Source organism: Thermomicrobiales bacterium (assembly GCA_023954495.1).
In the GTDB taxonomy this organism is placed as follows: domain Bacteria; phylum Chloroflexota; class Chloroflexia; order Thermomicrobiales; family CFX8; genus JAMLIA01.
This window is the reverse complement of sequence record JAMLIA010000058.1, coordinates 1-19,852: the sequence shown is the minus strand read 5'-3', so window position 1 is coordinate 19,852 and position 19,852 is coordinate 1. Positions and strand designations below refer to the sequence as shown.

The window sequence follows — 19,852 nt, the reverse complement described above, 5'->3', positions numbered from 1 at the left end:
GTTCGTCGAGCACTTCATCGCGGTAGGCCTTGAAGCCGCAGTTGAAGTCGTGCAACTCGACGCCGGTCATCACCCGCACCACTCGATTGAATAGCGCAGATGGAACCGTCTTCGACGCAGGGTCCTGCCGGTCGGCCTTCCAGCCGGAGACGAGGTCTGCTTCGTCGTTCAGGATCGGTGCAAGGAGCGACGGGATTTCGGCCGGAACATCCTGCAGGTCGGCATCCATCGTGACGACCAGCTTGCCGGTTGCGGCCTGGAAGCCGGCCGCCAGCGCCGCCGACTTGCCGAAGTTGCGCCGGAACTGGATGACCTGCACACGTGGGTCGGACTCGAACAGGCGCTGCAGGATGCGGGCCGACCCATCGGTCGAGCCATCATCAACGTAGATGATCTCCGCGGGTCCGGCCAGATCGAGCGCAGCCAACGCGACCGTGATCTCAGTGTGGAGCTGCGGCAGGCTCTCGACCTCGTTGAGCAGCGGAACGACGACGCTCAAGGCGGCGCGGCCCGACTCCGGGATGATTTCGGCTGGCTGCGAATCGGTTGTCGCCGACGCGCTCATCGATGCTCCTGCTGTGCTGCGTTAGACGTTGAACAGGAAGTGGGCGATATCACCATCTTGCATGATGTAGGCGCGCCCTTCCAACCGGAGCTTGCCGGCCTTCTTCGCCTCGGCCATGCTGCCGGTCGCCAGCAGGTCGTCGTAGGCGACGATTTCGGCGCGGATGAAGCCGCGCGCGATATCGGAGTGGATCTCGCCGGCCGCCTCGACAGCGCTCGCGCCGCGCCGGATGGTCCAGGCGCGATCCTCGTCCGGGCCGACGGTAAAGAACGAGATCAGCCCAAGCAGATCGTAGGACAGCCGGATGACGCGGTCGAGGCTCGATTCGCTGATGCCGAGGTCGGCCATGAACAGCTCGGCATCTTCTGCGTCGAGCTGGGAGATCTCCATTTCGATCTGTCCGGCCAGCGCGTGAATCTCGACGCCCGGGCGGCCCTGCTGCTCGCGGGCGCTGGCGACCAGCTCGTCGGACGGCTCACCGAGCTGGTTTTCGCCGACGTTGAACAGCACCAGCAGCGGCTTCTGCGTCAGGAAGCCGAAGCCGCGCAGCAGCCGCTCTTCCTCTTCGTCAAGCTCAACCTCGCGAATCGGCGTGCTGTCTTCCAGCGCCGCCTTGCAGCGCACCAGCGCCTCGCGTTCGCGCTCGTACTGTTCCTTCTCATTGCCGCGCAGCTTGCCGACAGTCTGGTCGATGCGATCGATGCGCTTCTCGATGATGCCGAGGTCGGAGAAGGTGAACTCCAGCAGCAGCGTCTCGAGGTCGCGGAGTGGGTCGACGGTCGTTTCCGGGTGCGGCACATTGTCGTCCTCGAAGGCGCGGACGACGAGGACGAGCGCATTCGCCTGGGCAAGCTGGCCAAGCAACTGGCCACCCATGCCCGATTCGCCGACACCCTTGGCTAGCCCAGCGACATCGAGGTACTGCACGTCGGCCGGCACGATCCGCTTCGGATTGAACAGCGGGGTGAGTGCGTCCAGGCGCGGATCCGGCACCTTCACAGTCGCCAGGTTTGCCTCGCCCTCGGCGGTCGAGAATCCACCGGTGACCGCCTCGGAGCGGGTGAGTGCATTGAACACCGTTGTCTTGCCGCTCTGCGGCAGCCCGACAATGACCAGTCTCAGCATCGACGCTCGTTCCTTCAGCTAGCCACCTGCGCCGCCCTCCGACGCTCGACCCTGTGTTGTACCGTACCTGAAGCCTTGCGGCCAATCGAAGCGCGCATGGTCGGGGGTAGAATCAGCCATCGTGGGCAGATTCGGCACTGGATAACAGGGAGCAGATCACGCTGGTGTTGCGTCGACTTGAATTCGTGCTGCTAGGGCTGCTGGTTGCGGCGATCGTCGCCGCGCTCCTGCCCGCATCTGTATCCGCGCACCCACTCGGGAATTTCACCACCAACCGCTACAGCCGGATCGTGTTCTCGACGAAGAGCGTCCAGATCACGTACGTGCTCGATTACGCCGAAGTGCCGACCTTTCAGGAGATGCAGTTCCTCGACACCAACGGCGACGGCACGGTCAGCGACGCCGAGAATCAGGAGTGGCTTAGCGAGCGTGTGTCGGTCATCATCAAGGGCTTGCGCCTGACAATCGGCAACGAGGTGCTGCCGCTGACCGAGACGCGCCGCTCCGCCGAGCTGCTGCCGGGTCAGGGCGGTCTGCAGACCTTGCGGCTGGAGCTTGACCTGACCTCGCAGTTGCCCGAGGGCTGGGCTGCGAACGGGCGTGGCGGCTACGTCGATCGCAATTATCAGGACCGCCTCGGCTGGCGTGAGATCGTCGTGCAGGGGGGCGATGGTGTGGCGATCAGTGAGTCGTCCGTCTCGTCGGCCGATACGTCGGACGAGCTCCGCACCTATCCCGAGGATATGCTGGCGAACCCGCTGCATGACGCTGAGGCGACATTCACGATTGCGCCCGGCCCGGCCGGAGCGGCGCAGCACTCTGCGGCTGAGAACGCGGCGCGAGTTGAAGCGACCGATCGCGGTGGGCGCGCGACGGACCGGGTTGCGTCGCTCATCACCGCGCGCGAGCTGACACCATGGGTCATTGTCGTTTCGATGCTCCTGGCGATGTTCTGGGGAGCGGTCCATGCGCTGTCGCCCGGACACGGCAAGACAGTCGTCGCGGCCTATCTCATCGGTGCACGCGGCACGGCCAGACACGCTGTCTTTCTCGGGCTGACGGTGACGATTACGCACACCGCCGGTGTGTTCGCGCTTGGCCTGGTGACGCTGTACCTGTCGCACTTCATCCTGCCCGAGACGCTTTTCCCCTGGCTGAGCGTTGTCTCCGGGCTGCTGGTCGTCGCCATCGGCCTGACACTGTTTGTCCAGCGCATACGCGGGCGAGATGGGCATCATCACCATCATCATGTGCACGATCACGAGCACGAGCACGAGCACGGCCACAGCCACACCCACGACCACCATCACGATCATGCCCATAACCATGACCACGGACCAGATGGACACTCGCATCTGCCACCCGGCGCGGATGGTACGCCGGTGACGTGGCGCAGCCTGCTGGCGCTCGGCGTCAGCGGTGGCCTGATCCCCTGCCCATCGGCGCTCGTGCTACTGCTCGGCGCGATCTCACTCGACCGGCTCGGCTTCGGCATGGTGCTGGTCGTGGCGTTCTCAGTCGGGCTGGCAGCGGTCCTGACAGCTATCGGCCTGCTGCTGGTGTATGCCCGCCGCGTCTTCGATCGCTTCTCGCTCACCCCCGGCGTGCCCCGCCTGCTCCCGGCGTTCAGCGCACTCGTCGTCGCGCTGGTTGGAGCCGGCATTGTGCTCCGCGCGCTGGAGCAGGCGGGGGTGATGTAGGGCACGGCCTACCCGCCGATGATCTGCTGATACGCCGCCGGATCGGTCGCGCCTTCGGTGACGATGATGAGGGCGGTGGCGTCGGGCGTTGCGCCGAGGCGGGCGCGGTGCTGGTCGGCGTCGGGGCCGCCGAGCAGGTCGAGGAGTCCGGCCAGTCCGGCTGCGCCGGTCTCGCCGGCGACGATGTCGTCGGCAGCCAGCAGCCGCATCGCCTCACGCGCGCGCTCGTCGACGACCGAGACGAACTGATCGATGCCGCGCGACATGATCGGCCAGGCCAGCATCGACGGCTCGCCGCAGTTCAGGCCGGCCATGATCGAATCGTGCGGTCCGGGGACGGAGACGATTTCGCCGGCCTCCATCGACGCAATTGTCCCGGCGGCGTGGGCTGGCTCGACGCCGACGATGCGTGGGTGCGACGCGCCGGGGCGGCGGAAGTGCGAGACGACTGCCGATGCCAGCGCGCCAACGCCGATCTGGACGGCGACCAGATCAGGCGATGCGAGGTCGCGCTCGGCCGCGTCATCGACTTCCCAGAGGATCGTCGAGTAGCCGTCGATCACCCCAGGCCGGTCGTCCTGATAGCCGGGCCACGAGGTGTCGGAGATAACGAGGTGCGTGTCGTCGGCGTCTTCGGCTGAGCGTGAAACCGCTTCATCGTAGGTGCCGTGGAAGACGACGACCTCCGCGCCTTCGCTGGCGATCGCGTCGCGGCGCGCATGGACCATGTCGTCCGGTACATAGATGCGCGACGACAGGCCCAGCAGCGCGGCCATGCGTGCGACGGCGCGACCGTGGTTGCCGTCGGTCGCCGCCACCAGCGTCAGGTTGCCGAGCGGCGCGATCTGCGCTGCGATGTCGTCGAGCGATTCCCACGGCGCGAAGCCGCCGAGACGCGCTTCGAGCGCGCGATAGATCGCCCACGCTGCGCCGAGGATCTTGAACGCCGGCAGCCCGAGCCGACTCGACTCATCCTTCACCAGCAGCCGACCGATGCCCAGCGCGGCTGCGGCGTGCGGTGCTTCGGCCAGCCGCGACGGTGCATAACCGGCCAGCGCACGATGAAACGCCAGCGGGTCGCGGCTCGGCGAGTCGCTGAACTCCGCGACGACATGTGTGTTGATATAGGTCCGTGGTGTCTGCACGTTCGATGACACTGCTACGCTCCGATTGTCGTTCTTTGGGGGGCGATTCCACAGCGCCGCCTCGCCCTTTCGGCGCTCATATGGTCGCATAGAACGCCGGGTGTGAACCAATCGAGCCTTCCGCACAACAGAGTAAGTGAGATGGATGACCACGACCTGCTAACCGCCGTTGCTGGTGGAGATGATCTGGCACTGCGGACGCTCTTCGAGCGCTACGCCGGCTGGCTGGCTGCCCGACTTCGGGCGCATCTGCCTGCCCACGCCGTCGAGGATGTCCTGCAGGAGACGTTTCTCGCTGTTTGGCGCGGCGCAGGTAGTTATCGCGGATCGGGACAGGTTGGAGGATGGATATGGGGCATCGCGGCTCGGCAGGCGGCGCTCTGGGCGCGCAAGCACAGCCGGCCGCTGCCTGATCTGGAAATGCACATGACCGAGGACATGGCGACACAGTCCGCCTTACGCGTCGATCTGCAACACGCGTTTGCTGATCGAGCACTGATCACGTGCGATTCAGTGCAGCATGGTCCTGATCGAGGATCGCTCGACTGCCGACGCCGCCCAGTGCATGGGCATCCCGGAGGGGTACGGTCAAGAGTCGGACGTACCGCATCCGCCGACTGTTGCGCGCTGGTGTTGAAGCGAGGCTCTCGTGAGTGATCGCGTACCTCCGATGTCGACTTCGGACGCGTCTGGACGTAGCCGGGGATGTTCGGACGTTCTCCGACCGGTGTTGCCGGAGCGTGCGCTGACGCGCCTGTCACCGGTCGCGCAGGCAGCTGCGCGCGTCATCGTGACGACACTGTCGCTGGTCGTGTCGTGGCTGCGTTGGCCAGCGTCGTCGTCTGGGGTGTCGGGATTGTGGTGACGGCGCAGACGGTAGACCTGTGACTGAGGCGCTGCTCGCGCCGGTGCTGTTGTGGGATCGGCATCGCGTTCGCCTACGGCCCTGGCGTCGATCCAGCCCTGGAGTCGAGCCGCTCGATGGCAACTGCGCGAGCGAACAGTGCCGTTCTCACGGCAAGGCTGCAGCTAGCCTTGGTGGCTCAACGCGCTGCTCGGTCTGCTGGCCTCGATCGTCGTTGGCGACGCGCGCTGACGCCGGACCCTGCAGGTGCGGCTGGTGCCGATGGCAATGCTCGAAAAGGTCTGGCCGCTGCCTCGGCCGGTGTCAGCGCTGGCCGGCGCGGCGGTGGTCGTGCTCGGTTGGGCGTTGACTGTTCTCGGCGGCTCATCTTGCTCGGTGGCATGGCGGCGGTATAGATGCGTGGCTCATTCCGATCTATGGCGCGCTGGCGGTCGCAGTTACGGTGTCCAGGGCGCCTTCGAATCGAAAGGCAACGATGAGGATTGAACGCGATGCTGAGCGTTTACGCGCAGTCCGACATAACGGATTGGCCGCACGACGATCCTGAACGGGGTCGACCTGCAGATCTCCGGTGGTGTCTTCGGCCTGCTCGGCCCGAACGGCGCTGGCAAGACGACGCTACTGCGCACGTTTGCGACTGTCCTGTCACCAGCGAGTGGCGACCTGCGCCTGCTCGGCTACGATCCGCGTCGAGGGCAGAGCGTACGGCGATTCGCTTCGCGTCAGCCATATTCGCCGCAGCAGCCGGGCTACTATCCTGGCTTCACCGTCTGAGTTTGTCGAGTACTTCGCGCTGCTCAAGGAGATGCCGTCCGCAGCCGTCCGGCCGGCTGTCGCTCGAGCGATCGAACGGGTCGGGCTGGCTGACCGTGCCAAGTCGAAGCTGAAGACGCTCTCCGGCGGCAGACAAAGGTGGCGCTACGGTTGCGGCGCGTCGGCATCGCTCAGGCGATCGTGAACGACCCGGATCTGCTGCTGCTCGACGAGCCGACTGCCGGACTCGACCCCGAGCAGCGCGTGTTGTTCCGCGCGTTGCTGCGCGAGGTTGGGCAGACTGGCACCGTCATCATCAGCACGGGTCTGATTGAGGACGTCGCTGCCGTCAATCAGGTCGCCCTGCTGGATGGCGGTATCGTTTTTCGCGGCACGCCCGACGACCTCAGCTCGTTTGCGGAAGGTGGCGTTGGCGATTCGGAGCTGGAACGCGGCTACACCCGTGTGCTGACCGGAGCGCGCGGATGACGACGCTGCGATTGTTCGCCATCGAGGCGCGTCACAACGCGGCGCTGCTGCTCGTGCCGGTCATCCTGCTGTTTGCCTGGTACATGCTCGACTCGCAGCTCTGGGAGCCGTATCTGTGGTCGAGCACGAACGAGCTGCTGCGCAAGTCGGTCGCGCCGCGGCGGCGCCAGCCATCGCCGGTGCGGCTGCCTGGATGGCGGGGCGCGATCGGCGGCGCTCGGTGTCCGACCCGCTGGCCACGACGCCCCTGCCAGCCGCACGCCGCCACCTCACGCTTGTGTCAGCGACAACCGCCTGGGCGCTGTTTGGCTATTTGCTCGTCGCGACCTACATGTTTGTCCGGACTGCCCCGAACGCGACCTGGAGCGGGCCAGAGATACGGCCAGTAGTCGTTGTCGCGGCGGTAATGGCGCACGCCGCCTGGGCTATCTGGCCGGCTACCGCATTCTTTCGCGATTTACCTCTCATCAACGACGACTAGCGTCTACACAGGCAATCTGTCAGGTGAGTCCGTCATGGTGCAGACAACAACTTGGCTGGATCAACTCGCCCTGAGCAATGATGCCGGACGTGTTGTCGCGTGGCAGGCGCTGCTCTACGCCGCGCTAGCTGGAGTTGGCCTCACTGCTCTGTGGCTGACGCTGCGTCGCGATCTTTTGCGTGGTCTCCTGCTTGGTGGAGCTCTCGCGCTGGTTGTTGTTACTGTGGTCATGGTCTGGGCTGAGACGCCACGCTGGGACTGGGCTAACGACCGTCTGGTCGATGGCTGGGGCAACACGATCGCTGTCGAGGAGTACACAGCGCCGGAGCCGGTCTGCCGTGGTGACGAGGTTGTTGTCTGCGTGCATCCACAGTTCCAGCCGTGGCTGGATCGCGCCGTCGCCGATGCTGAGTATCTCGTCGCGCCACTGCGTGGCTTGTCGGGCATCACTTCTCCGGTTGAGTGTCGCAATATCGGCTTTGGCACTGGACGCACTGATGGCACTCGCATTGTCGTTGACGGTTGTGTCGATCAACTCGTCGCGGATGAATCGACGCTGGGACAGTATGGGCGGATCGAGAACGACGCGCAGCAGGCTATCAGCGTCTGGCTGCTGATCCGCATCGGCGGCCACACAATGTGTGGCGTGTCCGTCGATCCCGGCATGGGCTTCCCCAGCGCGGCGGCCTGTGCCGCGGGCGAGCGCTTCGCCGCGCTCCCCGAAACCGAGCAGCATGCCTGGCTCGAAGCGCACTTCGCTGATTTGAGAGTTGGGGCGTTAACTCTGGCTGATCTACCGTGAGGTTGGCGGTTCTGTTTCTGCGCACGCGGCTGGTTGGTCCAGCGCTGGTCTGGCTGGTGGTGGCTGCGTTGCTCTCCTGGTTCTGCCTGTTGCGCTACGACGAGCTGCCGTTGGATCTGGCGGCGTTGGCGTTGCCGCTGCTACCGGCGGTCGTGATCGGTGTCACGGCCCGGTCGCCATTCGGCGATGTCGAGGAAGTCGCCAGCCGACCGCTGCCGCTCTTCCGCGTGCTCTATCTGGGTGGCTTGCTGGCCATCGGCATCGCGCTGCTGATCGGCGCGGCGAGCGTCGCCGGTGCCGACCTGCGGCTGGCGCTGACACGCACGCTCGTCGGCTACACCGGGCTGGCGCTGCTGAGCGGCCGCGTCCTCGGCCACCGGCTGGCCTGGCTCGCGCCGCTGGCCTACGCTGCGGCCACGCTCTATCTCGACGCCGCCAGTCGCTGGGCGTGGCCCAAGCAGGTGCCGGTCGAGGGCTGGTCGCTGCTCTGCGGGCTGCTGCTGGGCGCGCTCGGCCTGCTCACCGCCGCGCAGGCAACGCCGCGGGACAAGCCTGACGAACTGTAGACAGGTCGGTTGCGTGACATCGTGATGGCTTTGACCAGCATGAAATGTCCGGTCGGCAACCTTCACTCTAGCCTGTCAACTTGAGTGTGTTGTCAATCCCTATTTGCCAAATTGGCAGTCGGCACCTTTCTCTGTCATGTTGAGCGAAGCGAAACATCCGTCTTCCCCGTTGACAAGTTTCAAACAAGGAAACGGATCCTTCACTCCGTTCAGGATGACAGAGGAAGGGGTTCGCCGCATGCCCAATAGACTCCATGTTCGGGACTACTGGGAGCGCAGCCGAAGGATTTCCCCCAAATTGGATGCGTACCAACTCAGGGGAGATCTTTCGCTGCGGCTCAAGATGACAGGTATCAAGGATGGCTGCCACACCCACGTCCATGCCACATCAGGCGAGTTGCTGCAGTGAGGCCCTAGGCGTTGCGGATGTCCTTGACGACATCGCCGCCCTTCATGACGAAGGCGATGTTGTTGGTGTCCTCCAGCGAGCGGATGTCGGCCAGCGGGTCGGTGCGAGTGATGACGACATCGCCGTACTTGCCGACTTCGAGCGTGCCGACGCGATCCTGCCAGCCGAGGCAGTCCGCAGCGACCTTCGTCGTCGCCACCAGTGACTCCATCGGCGACATGCCGGCGTCGCACATCAGGCCCAGCTCGCGCAGGTTCGTGCCGTGCGGCATAACGGCGGCGTCGGTGCCCATCGCGATCTTGACGCCGGCCTGGTAGGCGCGGGCGATGCTGTCCTTGTGCGCCTGCACTGACTCACGCGCCTTGCGCAGCGCGTACTCCGGCGCGGCGTTACCCTGCTCGACCGACTCGAGGACGCCGAGCGGCGCGACCAGCGTCGGCACGAGGAACGTGCCGTGCTCCAGCATTAGCTCGATGGCTTCGTCGTCCAGAAAGATGCCGTGCTCGATCGAGTGGATACCGGCCAGCACGGCGTTCTTGATGCCTTCCGCACCCTGTGCGTGCGACATGACCTTGAGACCGCCGTGGAAGTGCGCTTCCTCGACCATGATTTTGAGCTCTTCAATCGAGAACTGGGTGAAGTTCGGGTGATCGGTCGGGCTGCCGACGCCGCCGGTAGAGCAGACCTTGATGACCTCGGCTCCGGCGCGCAGCACCTCGCGGACCTTCTTGCGCACCTCTTCGGGGCCGTCGCAGATGCCGTCAGGATTGCCGGGATAGGGCGGCATCATCATGACGTTGTTGCCGGAGAGCATCCAGCCGTCACCGTGCCCGCCGGTGGTTGAGAGGACGCTGATGCTGATCTGCATGCGTGGGCCGGTGATGAGGCCATTCTCGACCGCCATCTTGATGCCCGCGTCGGCACCACCCGCGTCGCGGATCGTCGTGATTCCGACGTCCAGTGTCTTGCGCATGTAGCCGATGGTCTCGTAGAAGCGATACGAGAACGGCGTTGTCAGCAGGCTGGCGAGGTTCATGCCTTCGCCGGTGATGTGGACGTGGGTGTCGATCAGTCCCGGCAGGATTGTGCCGCCACCGGCGTCGATCTCGACCGCGTCGTCCGGCACGCTGAAGCTGCCGTCGGCACCAACGGCGCTGATCTGCCCGTCCACGACCAGCACCGCCCCGTTGGCGATCGGGTCGCCCCCGTTGCCATCAATCAGCTGGCCATTCCGAACAATCTGTGTTGCCACTCGGGTGTCCTTTCGCTGCCTACCGCAGCATTGCGATGATTCTCATGTATTCGTGGGACACAGTATTCACTATCGCGGTGTCCTGACGCATCGGCGACGGTGATGCGAATTCGCCGTACTATAGCGCCGATGTGTTGCAGCACAGGTGTGGGGAGCGTGTGGTGGGAACCGAAGCGGGAATGACGTTTGGTCGACAGGTTGGCGCGCTGGCGGCCGAGCATCCGGACAAGGCGGCGCTCATCTTCGCCGCGACCGCCGGTGGCGAGACGATGATCACCTGGCAGGAGTACGAGCAGGCAACGAACCGACTGGCGCGGTATCTCGGTGAGCGCGGCGTCGCGGCCGGGACGATGGTTGTCATCGGCCTGTGGAATTCGATCGAGCACGTCCTGCTGACGACCGCCGCCTGGAAGCTCGGCGCACTGGTCCTGCCGCTACGTGCAGCGTTGCCAGCCCATGAGCGCGACCAGATCCTCGCGCTGGCGCAGCCGTCGCTCGTCTGTGCCGAGTGGGACGACATCGACTGGCCGCGGATTAGTCAGGCTGATGTCGCGCTGGCCGATGGCTATGACGATCAGCCGCTCGACATTGATCCGCCGCATCCGGGCAAGGCGATTGCCTCCGGCGGCTCGACCGGCCGATCCAAGATCATCACCGACCCGACCTGGAATCCGGTGGAGTACTCTGCGCGCGGCAGCAAGCTCGGCGCGCGGCATGGTTCGGTCCAACTCCTCGCCGCGCCGCTGTATCACAACTCGCCGTTTCTCAGCGTCTACGGCGGTCTGGCCGACGATCATGTGCTGGTCATCATGGAGCGCTTCGACGCCGACCGCGCGCTCGACCTGATCGAGCAGTACAAGGTGAACTACGCCTACATGCCGCCGATCATCCTGCGGCGCATCTATCTGCGGCCCGGTATCGAGCAGCGCGATCTGTCGAGCATCGAGGGCATCCAGTCCTCCGCTGCGCCCTGCCCTGAGTGGCTGAAGCGCGCCTGGATCGACCTCGTCGGTGCCGAGAAGATCTATGAGGTCTACGGCTCGACCGAGGGCATCGGTGCGACGATCGTCCGCGGCGACGAGTGGCTGACGCATCCCGGCAGCGTCGGGCGCTCGACGGGCAGCGAGATCCGGATTCAGGATGCCGAGGGTCGCGCGCTGCCGCCTGGCGAGATTGGCGAGATCTTCATGCGGCCCGCCTCCGGCGAGGTGACCTATCGCTACATCGGCGCTGAGCCGAAGGCGACCGAGGACGGATTCCAGTCGGTCGGCGACCTCGGCTGGCTCGACGAGGACGGCTACCTCTACATCGCCGATCGCCGCACTGACCTGATCATCACCGGCGGCGCGAACGTCTATCCGGCCGAAGTCGAAGCCGTGCTTGGCACGCACCCGCTGGTCGACGATGTCGCCGTCATCGGTGTGTTGGACGAGGATTGGGGCCGCCGTGTCCACGCCGTCATCCAGCCGCTCGACCCGGCCAACCCGCCAACAGCGGAAGCGCTCGACCAGCACGCGCGGCACGACCTGACGTCGTACAAGGTGCCGAAGACCTACGAGTTCCTGCCCGCTCTGCCGCGCAACGAAGCCGGCAAGATCCGCCGCTCCGACCTGGTCGCCGAGCGCGACTCCGGCTGGACTGACGCGATGGTCAGGCCAAGGCGGCAGTAGCGGGAGGGCACGCAGTTACGGCAGCCACCGCCGCAATCTGCCCAGCGTCGGACTGAGTCGACCGGGGGGAGATCTTTCGCCTACGCGCTCAAGATGATAGAGGAAAATGGAGGTTGCCGATCCAGCCGCTCGACATTGCCGAAAATGGCGAGCAGTCCGATTCGACAGCCAACCCCGCCCTCTGTCATTTCGAGCGCGCACGCGAGAAATCTCCCGCCCGTTTGAGGAAGTCAGGCGGGGAGGGACGGATTCTTCATTGCGCTCGTCTATTCATGCGTAGAGTCTGCTGCACATTCTTGCCGCGGCACCTGCACCTCAACCTCGCGCCCCTCGACAATGGCACGCGCAAGGTTCTGCATCTGCGTCGGAACTAATTGGCAGGTCAGGTCGGCGACGCATGCCAGCGCAGCACTGAGCACCGGTGGGCGGTAGCGGGCGTTGTGGGCGTCGCTGGCGAGCAGGTGGACGAGGCCGGCGCGGAGCAGCGCTTCGGCGGTGACGCGGTCGGGATCCGTATCGCGATAGAGCAGAGACTGTGCGTTGATCTGGATCGGTACATCGAGCACGACGATGTCGGTGACTGCGGCGGGGTGGCGCTGGACGAACGGGTAGCGTTCTGCGTGGGCAAGGATCGGGCGAGCGCCGACATTCCTCAGGCGTTCCAGCACGCCGAGTACCAGCGGCAGCGGCCATTCATCGTGCAATGGCAGCTCCAACAGCAGCCACGGTCCGTCGTTGATGGTCTGCAACTCGCCAGCCCGGAACGCGCGATCCAGACCGGACGTGATGCGCACCTCACTGCCCGGCAGGATCGTGAGTGGCAGCCCGTCTGCACAGGCGGCGCGTTGCAGCTGTTCTGCGGCGAGTCGGATATCGGTGTCGCGGGCGTGGTGGCTGTGCGGGGTGGCGACGAGCGTCGTGATGCCGTCGGCAGCGGCCAGCCGCAGCATCGCCAGCGCGTCAACGATCGTCATCGGACCGTCATCCACGCCTGGAAGAATATGTGTATGCAGGTCGATCAATCGTGATCCTGTCGTGGTGTTGAGCGTCGCGCCTCGCGCTACTGGCAACTTGACGTAAGGAGCGACGAATGGCGAACATTCGCTCCAGCAGGCTCAGAATACTCTCGAGTGGCATCGCGATTATCGCGATGCTGGTTGTCTGTGCCCTGCTCGTCGAGGATCGCCTGGCAGATCGCTACGCAAACCGCCAGCGTCCGCGACTGTACTACGAAGCATTCGAGCGCGACCTGTTGACCGGCCATAGTGGGACGTTTGTCGTCGCTCACAACGCCGGTGACAGCGTCATCGCTGCGCGCGATGCGATGAGCCACGGGGCGGACATCGTTGAGATTGATGTGATCCCGTACGCTGGTGGACTCTATGCCGGACACTCCGAGCCGAAGGGTCGGTTTGCTGAGCGCTGGTTCCGTGGCTCGACGGTGCGCGACGTCCTCGATGCAACCACCGAGGCTGAGGCGATTCAGTTCGACCTGAAGTCGTCGGCAGACTGGTATCTCGACGAGGTGGCGGCGCTGCTGAACGACGAAGCATACGCCGACAAGATCTTCCTGGTGTCGTCGCGCGATCCCGCCGCGCTGGGGGTGCTGGCCGAGAGCGCCCCGCACGCGTTGCGCGCGCTCAGCATCGGTGAGACTTACGAGTTGCTGGTGCTGCTGGCCGACGAGGAGCTGGCCAAGATGCTGGATGGCGTGACGATCAAGGAGACGCTCCTCGATGCTGGTCTGGTCGATTGGCTCCGTGAGCAGCGCCTGTTTATCAACGCCTGGGTGGTCAACGATGTCCAGCGCGCAAACGACCTGATCGCGCTGGGCGTTGGCGCGGTGACGACTGACAACCTGGCCCTGATGCAGGCCATCGGCCAGCCGCACCAGCGCGACAATGATCTGGCCGGTGTGATGCGCCCGGGGATTGAATAGCGGCGTTCGACCATATCGGATGCGAGCGTGATCCAGACACACGACACCCGTAGCGCTCAGCTACGGGTGTCGCTATGTCGGGTAGCCGTCGCGACAGCTACGGAGTTGTTGTCGTGGTCGTCGTCACGGTTGGTCCGGCAGCGATCATGGTTTCGATGGCTGAACGGAGCGCTTCCACTTCCGACTGGAGGGTTGCCTCATCGACGAGGCCGGAGTTGGCGAGCACGGCGCTGAGCGCATCGAGTTCGGCGAGCGCCTGACCGTCGCCGTACAGCGCGTTGTAGACGTCGGCGTAGGCCTGCGCGTAGATGTCGGAGAAGGCATCTGAGGCGAGGAAGCGTTCCTTCAGCAGGTTGCCGCCCATGCCGCCAGCGTTGCCGCCCCCGAACTGGCCACCATTGGGCATCTGGCCACCGCCCGGGAATCCGCCTGTCGGACGCTGCCCACCGTTTGGCATCTGGCCATTGGCAGGAGTCTGCCCATCGGTTGTGGTGCCGTCGTCGGTTGGCATCTGGCCGTCGGGCGAAGTTTGACCGTCTGTCGGCACCTGTCCACCGCTCGGCACTTGCTGGCCGTCCGTGGGAGGCTGCGGCTGCGTCTGGTCAGTCGCGCCGTCAGGCGTCGTACCGTCCTGGGTGGTGCCGTCCTGGGTCTGGAAGTTCGGCATCTGACCGCCCCCGAAGTTGCCGCCGCCCATGCCCTGCCCAAAGGCCAGGTTCAGATCCCAGGTGAGTACCGAGAATTTGCCGGTATCGAGGTCGTACCAGAGGTAGTAGTTCTGGCCCGGACCGCTCATGTCATCGAAGTTGTTGAGCAGGTCCTGCAACGCGATGTACTGCGCGAAGGATTCGACATCGACATAGTCGGCAAGGTGGGCGGCGAACTCCTCGTCGGACGATTCATCAACCCACTTCAGCAGCTCGATGAGCGGTTCAAGATCCTGCTGATTCTTGCGGGTGATCTGTTTGAATGCGTCCTCGTAGGCCAGCGGGTCTTCACCGAGGTAGGAGAACGAGCCGGTCGAGAGCGCCTTGTAGAGCACGCCGTCCGTCTCGAAGTTGCGCTCGGTATACGACTCTTCCGGAACCTCAACCAGCAGCCGCAACTGCGCCTCAGCACCATTGACAGTGAACGAGCTGTAGCTGGCGAGCTGGGTTGCCTGGCCGGCTTCGCCGACGAGATTCAGCGCGAGCGCTTCGTTCAGCATCGTCGTGCCGCTGGTCGTCGGTCGGATCGCGATCTCCTCGTACCCCTGATAGCGCTGGCCATCAACAAACTCGTCGAAGCTGATGAGCCAGGGCAGGCTGGACGGATCGTCGAACGACAGGCTGCTGCTCATGCCGCCGCCCATGCCGCCGAACCCCTGCCCACCGGCGGGCTGGGCAGTGTCATCGGTGGTGTCGGGCGTTGCGTCCGGCGTCGCGCCATCGGTGGTGCTGTCGGGCTGCATTTGCGGGAAGCCCTGACCATCTGTCGTCGTCGATGTGCCGCTCAGGCCGCGCAGCGTCGAGTTGCCTTTCAGCCGCAGCCCGACCGAGCTGATAGTCGTGCCGTCGATGGTGATGCTGGCTTCGATGTAGTCCTTGGTGCCGTCGGCCTCGTACTGTTGGATCATCCGGTCGTAGTCATCCTGATCGAACGTGACCGTGACCTCGTGGACGGTACTCTGATCGAAGATGTCCTCCATCCCCTGGATGTCGATCGTGACATCAACTGGCCCGTCGTGTCGCTCGCTGGAGGTGATCGCTGTTACCCGGGCACTGCCGAAGCCGAGAACCAGGACGGCGAAGCCGACGAGCAGCACACTGACCAGCTTGCGGTTGCGTTTCCAGCGGAGCGATTGAAAAAAGCGTGTGACGTGTGACATGTCGTCTTCTCTTTGCGCTAGAGATCGGTCTGGTCGTAGCCGGTCAGGAGCGTGACCTTCTGTCCCGCCGTCAGCTCCTGCAGGTCGTGGATCAGCTCGTACGGCTTGGCCGAGCCCTTCAGTCGCACCGTGTACATCAGCTCAGTCAGCGCCCCGGCGCGGATGCTTTCGGCGCTGATCAGCTCAGACTGGCTGGTGTAGCGCAGGAACACATCGTCGAAGAGGGTCGAGTAGTCCATTCCGGCTGGGAGCTGGATCTTGAGAATCTGGCTGCGGACATCCAACTTGAACATGTTGAAGCGCTCCATCAGGATCGTCGCGCCGCTGATTGCACCTGTTGCGACCGCCGCAAGCGTGTAGAAGCGGGTGCCGGTTGCCATGCCGATTGCCATGGCGAAGAAGATGAAGCCAACGTCGCGAGTTTCCTTGATCGCGTTGCGGAAGCGGATGATCGAGAGCGCGCCGACGAGAGCGAACGCGCGGGCGATGTTGGAGCCAACGATGAGCATCACGACGGACACGATCATGGCCAGAATGACGAGCGTGTGGACGAAGGTCTGGCTATAGGACACACCTCTGTGTGTCCAGCGATAGACGAAGCCGATGACGACGGCCAGCAGGAACGACAGGCCGATCGACATCACAATGTCGGCGACGCTGAATGTTCCGGTAAGATCCTCAAAACCCATCTGCGGTGTCCTTACGAATTCGCGTGCAGCAGCGACGACTCGTCGATGCGCGCATCGTGGAACGCCGAGCGCGGCGCAACGTCGTATGCCTGGACGCCCTGACAGTATTTGGAGATCCGGCGCAACGTCAGGTTGTGGCGGGCGATGTGCTCGGTCATCCAGTAGGGGACGCGCTCGTTCACCTTCACCTCAACAACTGAGAGGTGCGGCTGGACGAAGAAGCGATTCTCTCCGGCAATGTTGATGGGCAGATCGCGGTCGCGGCCGCGAATGCGGCTGTCGATCGTCAGGCGCAGGCCGCTGTCTTGCCCGCGTCCCAGGTACGCCTCGCGGACGTAACCGAGGGTGACGATCGGGCGCAGACGCAGCGTGTTCGCCAGCACGAGGATCTCCTCGACGACGTGCTCGTCTTCCGGCGCGCACGACGACGGATCAGCACCGGCACAGAGACGCAGCGCCTCGGCATACGGCAGGCTCAGCCGCCGCTTCTGTGTCACACGATTGACCCGCTGCTTGATCTCGACCCAGACCGGCGTCTCCGCGGTCAGCTCGTCCGGGTCGCCGTAATGGCGGATACGTAGCTTGCGGCGGAAGCGCTCGCCCTCCATCTTCTCCCAGTAGAAGAGCAGGTCGCTCGTGTCGTAGTAGGTGCTCCAGACCGGGTAGAAGCCTTCGAGGCCGTGCGGATCGCGGTCGAGCTTCTCCGGTAGCTCCTCACGAAATCCGGCAACGAGGCGTCGGTCGGCGATGTACTTCAGCTCATAGCGATTGAATGTGCGCAGGTTTGAGAGCGCCGCCAGTCCGTTGGCTCTCTCGGCTGGCGCGTGTCCATTCGGTGGCGGGACAAAGAGGTTCCCGGTTGGAGATTGCTGCATCGGTATCCCCGTAACGTGTCAGCTCGCGGCCGCGGCACCAATTGGTCGGGCCTGAATCAACGCTACGGGGCGGTCTTTAACAGAAACACAACACGGGTTGTGAGTTTCCTGAGGATTCTGCTCGGTTTCGACATGGCGGGGAGGACGGGGTGTATCGGAGAAATTGCCGGTGACCAACGACGCATGTCAGCCACCGGCAAGATGATGCGGCGTTACCAGTAGCGCATCGCGTCGGCGAACAGGCCTGCCAGGTCCTCCTCGGAGGCTGGGCGCGGCGAGAGCTTGGTGACGCGGTGCTGCGGGATCGTGCCGGCCACAAGCGCCGGGATGTCATCACCCTCGAAGCCGACCGCCGCGAGGCCATTCGGAACGCCGGTGCGGCGCATCAGGTCGATCATCGCGTTGGCGAGGATGGTTCCGGCGTCCTCGTCGGACGCGCCCTCGGTGTCGGCACCCATCAGCCGTGCGGCCAACAGGTGGCGCTGTGGGTTGGCCACGCTCGTCCAGCGGAAGACAGCCGGAGCGTTCAGGATTACCGACATGCCGTGCGGGATGATCGGGTGGCCTACCTCGTATCCGGCTGGCTGGTATTCGCGGACCATGCCCGAGACGGGGTAGGACATGCCGTGCGGCAGGTGGACGCCGGCGTTGCCGAAGCCGATGCCGGCGAACGCTGAGGCGAGCATCATCTGGCCGCGCGCGTCGTCATCCTCCGGCGTCTCGACGGCGCGGAGGATGTTGGCCGCGACCATCTCGATCGCCTTCGATGCCCACAGGTCGGAGATCGGGTTCGAGCCCTGATAGGCCGGTCGCATTGCCAGACTCTCCGGGGCCGGTCGCTCGTTATACGGCAGCGCCGTCAGCGACTCGACGGCGTGCGAGAGGACATCAAATCCGGAGCAGGCCGCCACCATCGGCGGCATCGAGCGCGTGTTGTCCGGATCGATGATGCCCATCACCGGGCGCAGTGCGCGGTGGGCGATGCCGGTCTTGGCGTGCATCTGTACGTAGTCGAAGATCGCCACGCCGGTCGTCTCGCTGCCGGTTCCGGCGGTTGTCGGGATCGCGATCAGCGGTTTCACGGGCCCCGGCACCGGTGTCGCGCGGCCGATTGGCGCGTTGACGTACTCCAGCAGGTCGGCCGGCCAGGTCGCGTAGAGGTTCGCCACCTTGGCAGTGTCGATGCTCGACCCACCGCCGACGCCGACGTAGCCATCGAACTGGCCTTCCGTCGCGAAGGCAATCGCATCGAGGAACGACGCATCGGTCGGCTCAACGCGCGTCTGGTCATACAGCACGGCGTCGATGCCGGCATCACGGAGTGACGCCATCGTCGTCTGCACCGCAGTGCTATCGGTCAGGCGCGGATCGGTGACGACCATGACGCGCTGCGCGCCCAGCCGCCGCATCTCCTCGCCGACCTCGCTCGTCGAGCCGGGACCGTACTTGATGCTGGACGTATCCATCGTGAAGACGGTTTCGTAAGCAGCCATTTCCCCATCCATTCCTCGAACATCGGTATCTCGTGCCGCACAAGGTTATGGTAGGGGTCACTATACGGCCTCGTGCGTCAGACAAGCGCGCATAGCTGGAGCTGAGCCGAGGGACAACGTGCGCTCGACAGAGGACTCGCTGGGTTGCCAACGCCAGATTTCCCGATCGTTCGGGCCGATAGCCAACCTCGTACTCTGTCATCTCGAACCGCAGTGAGAGATCTCCCACCCGTCCGATACAGTCCAATGCAGGGGAGATTTCTCGCGTGCGCGCTCGAAATGACAGGACAAGGTGTGGTCTGTCGCGCCAACATGTTCGCCACTTTGGCACTGACAGTCCACCCAACATGACTATCTGCCAGGCCGACTGCCGACCGGGCTCCCCATGCTGAATGAGGCCCTGGGGGAGCCCGGTTCGTTGATCCGCCGCACTACGCGCCGCGTCAGTCCTCGGCGTAGTACTCCTGGCCGAGGTGGGTGATCTGGTCTTCACCCATCATCCAGCGCAAGGTGTTCTTGAGCTTTGTTTGCTGGATGAAGATGTCGTGTTCCGGGTAGACCGATTCGGCGTGTTGCGGGCTCTTGAAGTAGAACGACAGCCACTCCTGGATGCCCTTCATACCGGCACGCTTGGCGAGGTCGAGGAACAGTGCGAGATCGAGCAGCAGCGGCGCGGCGAGGATCGAATCGCGGCAGAGGAAATCGACCTTGATCTGCATGCGATAACCGAGCCAGCCGAAGAAGTCGATGTTGTCCCAGCCCTCTTTGTTGTCACCACGCGGCGGGTAGTAATTGATCCGCACCACGTGGTCGATGTTGCCGTAAAGGTCGGGGTACACATCTGGCTGCAGGATCGTGTCGATGACTCCCAACTTCGACACCTCTTTGCTCTTGAAGTTCTCGGGGTCATCAAGGACCTCACCGTCACGGTTGCCGAGGATGTTCGTCGAGTACCAACCGCGCATACCGAGCATTCGAGCCTTGAACCCTGGAGCCAGGATCGTCTTGATCAGCGTCTGACCTGTCTTGAAATCCTTACCGGTGACGGGGACCTTCCGCTCGATCGCAAGCTCTTCCATGCAAGGAAGATCGGTGGTCAAGTTCGGCGCCCCGTTGGCGTAGGGAATTCCGCTCTGCAGTGCTGCGTACACATAGATCTCGCTGGGC

Annotated in this window: 19 protein-coding genes; 8 read left to right on the top strand and 11 right to left on the bottom strand. The window is 64.4% G+C overall.

The window, feature by feature from the left end; all coding sequences use genetic code 11:
- On the bottom strand, positions 1-565 hold a 565-nt coding region (locus M9890_11265), incomplete at its 3' end, for a glycosyltransferase family 2 protein (GenBank protein MCO5177528.1).
- Between the two features lie 21 nt (positions 566-586).
- On the bottom strand, positions 587-1,690 hold the full coding sequence (gene ychF, locus M9890_11260) for a redox-regulated ATPase YchF (GenBank protein ID MCO5177527.1): 1,104 nt from the start codon (positions 1,688-1,690) through the stop codon (positions 587-589).
- Positions 1,691-1,857: 167 nt separating this feature from the next.
- On the opposite strand from ychF, the gene M9890_11255 reads away from it, so the two are divergent.
- Positions 1,858-3,390, top strand: a complete 1,533-nt coding sequence (locus tag M9890_11255; protein ID MCO5177526.1) for a hypothetical protein — start codon at positions 1,858-1,860, stop codon at positions 3,388-3,390.
- Between the two features lie 8 nt (positions 3,391-3,398).
- Here M9890_11255 and M9890_11250 read toward each other — a convergent pair whose 3' ends face one another.
- Together M9890_11250 and M9890_11245 are read right to left on the bottom strand one after the other, a co-directional pair.
- The gene (locus M9890_11250; GenBank protein ID MCO5177525.1) at positions 3,399-4,535 is read right to left on the bottom strand and encodes a diaminopropionate ammonia-lyase; all 1,137 of its coding nucleotides are present in this window, start codon (positions 4,533-4,535) and stop codon (positions 3,399-3,401) included.
- A gap of 159 nt (positions 4,536-4,694) precedes the next feature.
- Entirely contained in the window at positions 4,695-4,931 is a 237-nt protein-coding gene (locus M9890_11245; GenBank protein ID MCO5177524.1) for a hypothetical protein, read from the bottom strand.
- A 309-nt stretch (positions 4,932-5,240) separates the two neighbouring features.
- Between M9890_11245 and M9890_11240 the strand changes: the two genes are divergently transcribed.
- The 5 genes from M9890_11240 to M9890_11220 all read left to right on the top strand — a co-directional run bounded on the left by M9890_11240 (position 5,241) and on the right by M9890_11220 (position 8,491).
- Entirely contained in the window at positions 5,241-5,423 is a 183-nt protein-coding gene (locus M9890_11240) for a hypothetical protein (protein MCO5177523.1), read from the top strand.
- A gap of 889 nt (positions 5,424-6,312) precedes the next feature.
- Positions 6,313-6,642: a hypothetical protein gene (locus M9890_11235; protein ID MCO5177522.1), complete on the top strand. Its 330-nt coding sequence runs from the start codon at positions 6,313-6,315 to the stop codon at positions 6,640-6,642.
- A 115-nt stretch (positions 6,643-6,757) separates the two neighbouring features.
- Positions 6,758-7,123: a hypothetical protein gene (locus tag M9890_11230; protein ID MCO5177521.1), complete on the top strand. Its 366-nt coding sequence runs from the start codon at positions 6,758-6,760 to the stop codon at positions 7,121-7,123.
- A gap of 37 nt (positions 7,124-7,160) precedes the next feature.
- On the top strand, positions 7,161-7,925 hold the full coding sequence (locus tag M9890_11225; protein MCO5177520.1) for a hypothetical protein: 765 nt from the start codon (positions 7,161-7,163) through the stop codon (positions 7,923-7,925).
- On the top strand, positions 7,922-8,491 hold the full coding sequence (locus M9890_11220) for a hypothetical protein (protein ID MCO5177519.1): 570 nt from the start codon (positions 7,922-7,924) through the stop codon (positions 8,489-8,491). The genes M9890_11225 and M9890_11220 overlap by 4 nt, the downstream gene beginning before the upstream one ends.
- Before the next feature lie 413 nt (positions 8,492-8,904).
- On the opposite strand, the gene M9890_11215 is transcribed toward M9890_11220, so the two are convergent.
- Positions 8,905-10,152: an amidohydrolase family protein gene (locus M9890_11215; GenBank protein MCO5177518.1), complete on the bottom strand. Its 1,248-nt coding sequence runs from the start codon at positions 10,150-10,152 to the stop codon at positions 8,905-8,907.
- Positions 10,153-10,313: 161 nt separating this feature from the next.
- Here M9890_11215 and M9890_11210 point away from each other — a divergent pair, with 161 nt between their 5' ends.
- Positions 10,314-11,822 carry an AMP-binding protein gene (locus tag M9890_11210; GenBank protein MCO5177517.1) on the top strand — a complete coding sequence of 503 codons (1,509 nt, stop codon included), beginning with the start codon at positions 10,314-10,316 and terminating at the stop codon, positions 11,820-11,822.
- Between the two features lie 266 nt (positions 11,823-12,088).
- On the opposite strand, the gene M9890_11205 is transcribed toward M9890_11210, so the two are convergent.
- Entirely contained in the window at positions 12,089-12,796 is a 708-nt protein-coding gene (locus tag M9890_11205) for a hypothetical protein (protein MCO5177516.1), read from the bottom strand.
- 116 nt (positions 12,797-12,912) lie between these two features.
- Here M9890_11205 and M9890_11200 point away from each other — a divergent pair, with 116 nt between their 5' ends.
- On the top strand, positions 12,913-13,761 hold the full coding sequence (locus tag M9890_11200; GenBank protein ID MCO5177515.1) for a glycerophosphodiester phosphodiesterase: 849 nt from the start codon (positions 12,913-12,915) through the stop codon (positions 13,759-13,761).
- A 97-nt stretch (positions 13,762-13,858) separates the two neighbouring features.
- Here the strand turns inward: M9890_11200 and M9890_11195 are convergent, their stop codons facing one another.
- The 5 genes from M9890_11195 to M9890_11175 form a co-directional block, all read right to left on the bottom strand.
- On the bottom strand, positions 13,859-15,628 hold the full coding sequence (locus M9890_11195) for a CotH kinase family protein (GenBank protein MCO5177514.1): 1,770 nt from the start codon (positions 15,626-15,628) through the stop codon (positions 13,859-13,861).
- Positions 15,629-15,645: 17 nt separating this feature from the next.
- Entirely contained in the window at positions 15,646-16,317 is a 672-nt protein-coding gene (locus tag M9890_11190; protein MCO5177513.1) for a DUF4956 domain-containing protein, read from the bottom strand.
- A gap of 11 nt (positions 16,318-16,328) precedes the next feature.
- Entirely contained in the window at positions 16,329-17,192 is an 864-nt protein-coding gene (locus M9890_11185; GenBank protein ID MCO5177512.1) for a polyphosphate polymerase domain-containing protein, read from the bottom strand.
- Positions 17,193-17,404: 212 nt separating this feature from the next.
- Positions 17,405-18,685 carry an iron-containing alcohol dehydrogenase gene (locus M9890_11180; protein MCO5177511.1) on the bottom strand — a complete coding sequence of 427 codons (1,281 nt, stop codon included), beginning with the start codon at positions 18,683-18,685 and terminating at the stop codon, positions 17,405-17,407.
- A gap of 443 nt (positions 18,686-19,128) precedes the next feature.
- The coding region (locus tag M9890_11175) for an inositol-3-phosphate synthase (protein MCO5177510.1) at positions 19,129-19,852 on the bottom strand (724 nt) is incomplete at its 5' end.